This window comes from Caulobacter sp. B11 (assembly GCF_002737765.1).
Lineage (GTDB): Bacteria > Pseudomonadota > Alphaproteobacteria > Caulobacterales > Caulobacteraceae > Caulobacter.
This window is the reverse complement of record NZ_PEGG01000054.1, coordinates 1-6,838: the sequence shown is the minus strand read 5'-3', so window position 1 is coordinate 6,838 and position 6,838 is coordinate 1. Positions and strand designations below refer to the sequence as shown.

Genomic DNA, 6,838 nt, shown 5'->3' with positions numbered 1-6,838 from the left:
CCACGCCCGACCATCTGGAGCAGGGCAGCCTGCAACATCTGGGCGACCAGGCCTTGCCGACCGTGCGGGCCCTAGCCCAGGCGGCGACCTTGCCGGAGCGGACGCCGAACCTGATCTATTCCGACCTGCTGGGCCTGGTCCTGGTCGCCTATCCCGTGTGGGCGGGCTGGGCGCTGCTGATCCTTTCGGCCCTGATGATCGGCTTTTCGGGCTATCGCGCCCTGGGCGGCAAGGCCGTGACCGGCTTCCAGATCGCGCGCGGCGCCGGCGGATTTCTGCTGATGGGCGCCAGTGGGGCCTTGGTGTTGCATCTGGCCGGACGACTGATGGCGGCCGGCGACCAGCAGCGCCTCTACGCCCTGCTGGGCCAGTTCAACAGCCTGATGCTGGGCGCCGCCGCCCTGTTGGTCGGGGTCTGCCTGGCCGTCCTGATCCTGCAGGCCAGGGGCGGGACCCGACGCGGGCTCAGCGTCGCGGCGCTGGCGGCCGGCGGTCTGTGCAGCCTCGTCGGCGGGTTCGACCCCGTGGGCCTGGTCCTGGCGGTCGTGGTCATCGCGCTGGCCTGGGCCTGTCTCGGGCGCGGGGTCGGCGTCTGGGGGCGTGGTTGGGATCGCTGCTGGTGCTGCTGGTCCTGGCCGTCGCCGTACAGGCCTTGGCGCCCGGCGGATCGGTGATGCTCGCCTGGCCCCTATTGGCCGCCAGCCTCACCTGCGCCCTGGTGACCGCCGTGGGCGGGACGCGCGACCGGCGCATCGCCATGGTCCTGACCGGATTTGTCGCCCTGGCGGCCATCCTCGTCACCGCCCAACTGGGCGCCTGGGGAGCCTGGGTGTTCGCGGGCCTGGGTCTCGGCGAGCCGGCCATCCTGGCGGTCTTCGCCCTGCTGGCAACGCCGGCCCTGCTGCCGCTGGCCTATGATTTCGCCGGATCGCGCTGGGCGAAGATCAGCGCCGGCGTGGCGGCGGGTCTCGGTGTTGGCCTGATCGCCTACGGCCTCCTGTCGGATGGGACAGCCGTTCGGCCGCGCCTGACCAGCGCCAGCCATCTGGCCGACCTGTCGACAGGCGAGGCCTGGCGGGTCGCGCCGGCCAGTCGCCTGGACGCCTGGAGCCGGGTCACCCTCGAAGACGGCGGCGCCAAGCCCGTGCAGCGTCCCTATCCGCCGCTCTATCGCGATCCGGTCTGGATGGCCCCGACCCGCGACGTGCCGATCGAGGGCCCCGGGCTGGTGATCCAGAAGGCGGGCGACCGCCTGCTGATCCGCGTCACCCCAACGCCCGGGGCCGAGGTGCTGACCGTGCGGGTCAAGCCCTCGGGCCCGCTCAACGAGGCGCGTCTCAATGGCCGTCCGCTAAAGCTGGACAGCGCGCCGGGCCAATGGTCGACCCTGCAGTACCATGCGCCCGATCCCAACGGCGTCACGCTGAGCTTCACCGCCGACGGGCCGGGGGCGGTCGAGGTGACGGCGGTCGAACTGCATGAAGGCTGGCCGCGCGGCGCCGCGCCGCCGCCGGCCAAGCCGCCGGGCTTGATGGCCAGCGCCCTGTCGGACAAGACCCTGGTCATGGACCGCGCCGCGCTGGCCTGGACCGCCCAGAGCGATGCGGAAGGCCTGGAAGCCGCCAACCCTTAGGAGCGGGCGTCGGCGCCTTACTGGGCTGAGATCTCGGGGGCTTCGGCCCCGGGGGGCAGGCCGGGATCGCTGGACAGGCGCACCGAGCGGGACAGTTCAGCCGCCAGGGCCTGGCCGCGAACCGCCGACTGACGCTCTGCCAGGCGGCTTGCGGAGTCGCAGGTGGGATATTCCCCCTGCTTGGCCGCGAAGCCGGTGTTGAATCGCTCGCGCATCTGGGCGTCGAAGCCCTGGTCGGCTTGCTCGACCTCGGTCAGGCGCACCATGCGTGATCGCCAGTACTGGTCATCGGCGCCCTTGCACGCCTGGCGCAGGGCATGGCTCTCGCCGATCACATAGGCCAGGTCGAGCAGGGTCTGGCGCTCTGCGGGCGCGCGGTCCTGGGCGTGGGCCGAGGCGGCGGCGAAGACCAGCAGGATGGTGAGGGCGAGACGGCGCATGGTCGCAATATTGACTAGGCCGACGTCCCTGTCACGGCCGCGCGCGCCGCAGGCGAAACCGCCTCGCCACTTCGGCCTTGCGATCGCCTTGGTTAAGGAAGAGGCTGTGGATAACGCACGAGCCCCTCGGCTCAGGGAGGTCTTCATGACCGAAGTGCATTATGGCGTGGTTCGCGTTGGTGAAGTCTGGTCCATCATCGGCGACCATCTAAGGGTCGGGCGCTATCCGACCCGCGACTTGGCCCAGGCCGCCGCCGTCCGGCTGGCGCAGCAGGCTTCCGGCGTGGGTCTACCGGTGCACATGCATTTTCAAGACGACAGCGGCGAACTGCTCAAGCCGACCTTTCTGGGCTAGGGTCTCCGCTGTCCTAGCCTTCGGTCAGCTCCAAGCGCCCCGCGAGCATCCCCTTGACCACCCGCCAGACCTGCACGGCCGAGGCCAGGAAGCCAATGATCGAGGCCAGGACCTGGAAGCCCGCCCAGGCCGTCGCCAGCATCGAGCCCTCCGCGACCTGCGCGACCAGCGGGTAGATCAGCTGGCTGACGGCGATGCGGAAGCCGGCATAGGCGGTGGAGTATTCGATCACCGCGCCATCCAGGGCCGCCACCGTCAGGATGGCCAGGACGGGCGCCCAGAGCAGCGGCAGGACCAGAAGCAAGGCGAGGGCGGTGACCAGGCTCTTGGCGCCCAGACCCGCCGGCGACACCGCTGTCGCCACGATGGCGACCACGGTCGCGGCGCCCAGCAGGACGAAGGCCCCCGGCAGAAGGGCGTCAGCGACCGTCACGATGTCGATCTTCCCGACCAGACTGGCGCCGGCCGCCAGGCCGAGCATCACCAGGAAACTCCCCAACCACAGGGCGCTGTACTGGCTCAGGCGCTGCAGAACGATCTTTCCGGCGGCCATCGGCGGCTCCTTTCCAGAGGACGTTCCGAGCCTGACCCAGAAGCTTCACCGCGTCGAATGAAACCGTCCGGCCAGCCGCGCGCTCTTGAGGGGAAGCTTCGCCGTCAAGGGAGACCGCCATGCCAGACAACGCCGAACCGGCTTCCCCCGGCTCGCCTCGCGGCGCGGGGCTGGCCCACTTCGCCAACCGACTGCTCTCGGCGCTGCGCGCCGACGACGTGGGCGCCCTCAAGCCCTATCTGAGCCAGGTGTCCCTGGCGCAGGGGGCGGTGCTGTTCGATGTCGGCGAGGATGTCCACACCACCTTCTTCCCCTGCTTCTCGACCATGGTCTCGCTCCAGGTCATCACCCGCGACGGCCAGGAGATCGAGGTCGCCTCGGTGGGGCGCGAGGGGGCGCTGGGCGGCATCGTCAGCGCCGGCTTCAAGCCCGCCTATGGCCGGGCCGTGGTCAGGATCGCCGGCGACGCCTTCACCATCCCGACCGCCCGACTGGAAGAGGCCAAGCTGCGCAGCCGCGCCCTGTCGGACCTGTTTTCGCGCTATGCCGACGCCCTGATCGCCCAGATGATGCAGGCCGCCGCCTGCAACGCCGTGCACACGATCGACCAGCGCTGCTGCCGCTGGCTGCTGTCGGCCCATGACCGCGCCAATGACACGACCCTTCGCCTGACCCAGGAGGCTTTGGCCGACATGCTGGGCGTGCAGCGCACCACGGTCACGGCCGTGGCGCGCGCGCTGCAGGCGGACGGCCTGATCCGCACCGGACGGGGCCGTATCGAGATCATCGACAGGTCCCGCCTCGAGCGCAGGGCCTGTGAATGCTACGGCCAGGTCGAGGCCCACTTCCACCGCCTGCTACCCGAGGTCGAGACCCGGTAGCGACCCTATCGGCGCAGCGCCGCCACCCGGGCGATCGAGGCCTCGGCCTCGGCGATGATGTTGGCGACGATCTGGCCGGCGGGCAGGACGTCGTGGATCCCCCCGGCGCTCTGCCCCATGGCGAAGCAGGACTTGTCGGCGTCGAGCCCGTCGATCTGGCCGCCGATGCCGCCCAGGGCTCCGGCCCGGATGCTGATCATCGCCTGGGCGGGGAAGGGCTGGATGTCGGCCGGGCGGCCTTCCCAGTCGTCGACATAGGGGTTCTTCTTGACCCGCATCGGCTTGCCCGAATAGCAGCGGGTGCGGATGGTGTCCTCGTCGGCGGCGGCCAGGATCGCCTCGCGATAGAGGTCGCCCGCATGGGCCTCGGTCGAGGCGATGAAGCGGGTGCCCATCCAGACGCCCTGGGCGCCGAGGGCCAGGGACGCGGCCAGGCCCCGGCCGTCATGCAGGCCGCCGGCCGCGATGACCGGAATCTCGACGGCCTCGACCGCCTGGGCGACCAGGGGCAGGGTGCCGACCAGGCCGGTATGGCCGCCGCCTTCGCCGCCCTGGCAGATCACCGCGTCGCAGCCGGCCTCCTGCGCCTTGACCGCGTGCTTGACCGCGCCGCAGACGACCATGACCTTCAGACCCGCGTCCTTCAGCCGGGCGATGATGGCCGTCGGCACGCCGAGGCCGGCGATGAAGCTGCTGGCCCCGCCCTTGATGATGACCTCGACGCTGGCGGTCAGGGCCTCGGGCGCCGCCGCCAGCAGGTCGACCCCGAACGGCTTGTCGGTAAGCTCGCGCACCTGGCGCATCTGGTCGGCGATGAAGTCGGGCGTGGTCCCGGCCATGCCCAGAACGCCATAGCCGCCGGCGTTGGACACCGCCGCCGCCAGGGGGGCGTAGGACACCCCGCCCATGCCCGCCAGCAGGATGGGGTGGGTGATCCCCAGCAGGTCGCACAGCGGCGTGTGGATGGTCATGGTAGGTCCTCCCGATTTTTCAGAAGGATGGGCGGGGCGCCTCGGCCTCCGCAAGCATGCCGCGAGGTCAGGCCCCGCGCGCCGGCTCCGGTCAGTCGATCATCGATTCGGGATTGACCTCGGCCGTCCAGAAACAGCCGGCCATGCCGGCCAGGACCAGGGCGATCAGGGCCAGGAGGCCGCGCTGAGGCGTCAAGCCGACGCTGTCTTGAGCGTTCATGTCCGTCGTTTCCTCGCCGGGCGCGCCGATCTGACGTCGATGCTGCCCCGCGAGGAAACTGTCTCACCAACCCTCACGGCCCGCAAGTCCCCTCTGTACAAGGGGTTTTAATGGTCCGCGGAGTCCAGTTTTGCCGATCGCCGGCGGCTAGAAGATGGAGTAGGCGCCGTCGATCACGAAGGTGTCGCCCGAGTGATAGCTCGAGGCGTCGGAGGCCAAATAGACCGAGATGCCGCCGAAATCGGCCGGCTGGCCCCAGCGCCGGGCCGGAACCCGCGGGATCACCTTGTCGGCGAAGGCCGGATTGTCCTGGGCGCCCTGGGTCATGTCGGTGGCGATCCAGCCCGGAAGGATGGCGTTGGCGCGAACGCCAAAGCGCGCATGTTCCACGGCGACCGACTTCATCATCGAGATCACCGCGCCCTTGGTGGCGGCATAGGCCTCGTTGCGAGCCGCGCCCTCGATGGCGGCCAGCGACGCGACGCCAATGATCGAGCCGCCGGGATCGCCGCTCTTGGCCCGTTCGACCATGTGGCGGCAGGCCTCGCGGAAGGTGAAGAACACGCCGTCCAGATTGACCGCCAGGATCTTGCGATAGGTCTCGGTGCTCATGTCGACGAAGGACGGCGAGCCGAAGCCGACGCCCGCATTGGCGAACACCGAGTCGACGCGGCCCATGGCGGCCACGGCCTCTTCCATGCCTTCGCGCACCTGGGCCTCGTCCGAAACGTCGACCGTCTGGGCCTTGACCCGCACGCCGTGCTTGAGAAGTTCGATCTCGGCGGCCTGGTTACGCTCGGGGTTGGAGCCCCAGATGACCACGTCGGCCCCGGCCTGGGCCAGGGCGCTGGCCATGCCCAGGCCGATGCCGCGATTGCCGCCGGTCACCAGGGCCACGCGGCCGGTCAGGTCGAAGGGTGTGTAGGCCATGTGATCGCTCCCGCGCGGCTTCTGTGTCGAACGCTTGTTTGGATGGGATCGGCCAGGCGCGGCGACGTCAAGGTGGCCGAGGCGAGATCGGCGTTTTTCTTGTTGTCGTTCCCTTTTTGTTTCGCATTGTGGGGCGATCGAACGGGAGGGCGGACGGGTGGCGATAAGGGGATACATGGCCTGCAGTCTCGACGGCCTGGCGGCGGACGCCCAGGGCGGCGCCGACTGGCTGGCTCCATACGCCGCCGCTGACGCGGCGTTGGTCGAGCGGTTCGAGAGGGTCGATACGGTGGTCATGGGCCGGCGCACCTATGACCAGCTGCCGCAGCTGGGGGCCGGCTGGCCCTATCCCGGCAAGCGCGGCTGGGTGGTGACCTCGGGCCCGGGGACCAGCCGCTATGGCGAGGCGGCCTTCTGGCGCCAGGGCCTGGCCGAACTGGTCGCCCATCTCAGGGACCTGCCCGGCCGTGATGTCCGGGTGATCGGCGGCCCCACCCTGCTGGCCGGCTTGCTGGCGGCGGGCGGGCTGGACGGACTGGAGCTGTTCGTCGTTCCGCTGTTGCTGGGCGGCGGGCGGCCGTTGTTTCAGCACGACGCCGCCGCGCCGCGCGGCCTGGTGCTACGCCAGATCGAGGCCCTGGAGGGGGGCTTGTTGCGGCTGGACTATGATCTGGGGCCGGTGATCAAACGGCGCCGCAGGGCGGCCTAGAGTCGGGTCGGGCGATGGACCGTTCGCCAGGGGTCAAACCGACAGGGGTCAGCCCGCCTCGCCGCGCGCCGCCAGGGCCAGCTTCACCGGCGCCCAGCCCAACCGGTGGATCGGCGACGGACCCAGGCGGCGCAGGCCCTCCCTCC

At 70.4% G+C, this 6,838-nt stretch carries 9 protein-coding genes and 2 pseudogenes; 5 read left to right on the top strand and 6 right to left on the bottom strand.

Going from position 1 to position 6,838, the window contains the following annotated elements; all coding sequences use genetic code 11:
- Together CSW58_RS13985 and CSW58_RS03690 are read left to right on the top strand one after the other, a co-directional pair.
- Positions 1-674, top strand: a pseudogene (locus CSW58_RS13985) (hypothetical protein); the annotation flags it as partial.
- Complete coding sequence (locus CSW58_RS03690) at positions 620-1,633, top strand: hypothetical protein (protein ID WP_099446357.1); 1,014 nt, start codon at positions 620-622, stop codon at positions 1,631-1,633. The pseudogene CSW58_RS13985 and the gene CSW58_RS03690, both read left to right, overlap by 55 nt.
- Before the next feature lie 17 nt (positions 1,634-1,650).
- Here CSW58_RS03690 and CSW58_RS03685 read toward each other — a convergent pair whose 3' ends face one another.
- Complete coding sequence (locus tag CSW58_RS03685; RefSeq protein WP_099446356.1) at positions 1,651-2,073, bottom strand: TIGR02301 family protein; 423 nt, start codon at positions 2,071-2,073, stop codon at positions 1,651-1,653.
- Between the two features lie 145 nt (positions 2,074-2,218).
- On the opposite strand from CSW58_RS03685, the gene CSW58_RS03680 reads away from it, so the two are divergent.
- The gene (locus CSW58_RS03680) at positions 2,219-2,428 is read left to right on the top strand and encodes a hypothetical protein (protein WP_099446355.1); all 210 of its coding nucleotides are present in this window, start codon (positions 2,219-2,221) and stop codon (positions 2,426-2,428) included.
- 13 nt (positions 2,429-2,441) lie between these two features.
- Here the strand turns inward: CSW58_RS03680 and CSW58_RS03675 are convergent, their stop codons facing one another.
- Positions 2,442-2,981: a hypothetical protein gene (locus tag CSW58_RS03675; protein ID WP_099446354.1), complete on the bottom strand. Its 540-nt coding sequence runs from the start codon at positions 2,979-2,981 to the stop codon at positions 2,442-2,444.
- A 119-nt stretch (positions 2,982-3,100) separates the two neighbouring features.
- Between CSW58_RS03675 and CSW58_RS03670 the strand changes: the two genes are divergently transcribed.
- Positions 3,101-3,862 carry a Crp/Fnr family transcriptional regulator gene (locus CSW58_RS03670; RefSeq protein WP_099446353.1) on the top strand — a complete coding sequence of 254 codons (762 nt, stop codon included), beginning with the start codon at positions 3,101-3,103 and terminating at the stop codon, positions 3,860-3,862.
- 5 nt (positions 3,863-3,867) lie between these two features.
- Here CSW58_RS03670 and CSW58_RS03665 read toward each other — a convergent pair whose 3' ends face one another.
- The 3 genes from CSW58_RS03665 to CSW58_RS03660 form a co-directional block, all read right to left on the bottom strand.
- The gene (locus tag CSW58_RS03665) at positions 3,868-4,833 is read right to left on the bottom strand and encodes a nitronate monooxygenase family protein (RefSeq protein WP_099446352.1); all 966 of its coding nucleotides are present in this window, start codon (positions 4,831-4,833) and stop codon (positions 3,868-3,870) included.
- Positions 4,834-4,924: 91 nt separating this feature from the next.
- Positions 4,925-5,053, bottom strand: a complete 129-nt coding sequence (locus CSW58_RS15630) for a hypothetical protein (protein WP_255406539.1) — start codon at positions 5,051-5,053, stop codon at positions 4,925-4,927.
- Between the two features lie 147 nt (positions 5,054-5,200).
- Positions 5,201-5,983 (bottom strand): SDR family NAD(P)-dependent oxidoreductase, encoded by a 783-nt coding sequence (locus tag CSW58_RS03660; protein WP_099446351.1) that lies wholly within the window; start codon positions 5,981-5,983, stop codon positions 5,201-5,203.
- Positions 5,984-6,158: 175 nt separating this feature from the next.
- Between CSW58_RS03660 and CSW58_RS03655 the strand changes: the two genes are divergently transcribed.
- On the top strand, positions 6,159-6,692 hold the full coding sequence (locus CSW58_RS03655) for a dihydrofolate reductase family protein (RefSeq protein ID WP_099446350.1): 534 nt from the start codon (positions 6,159-6,161) through the stop codon (positions 6,690-6,692).
- Between the two features lie 48 nt (positions 6,693-6,740).
- On the opposite strand, the pseudogene CSW58_RS03650 reads toward CSW58_RS03655, so the two are convergent.
- Positions 6,741-6,838, bottom strand: a pseudogene (locus CSW58_RS03650) (ribonuclease HII); the annotation flags it as partial.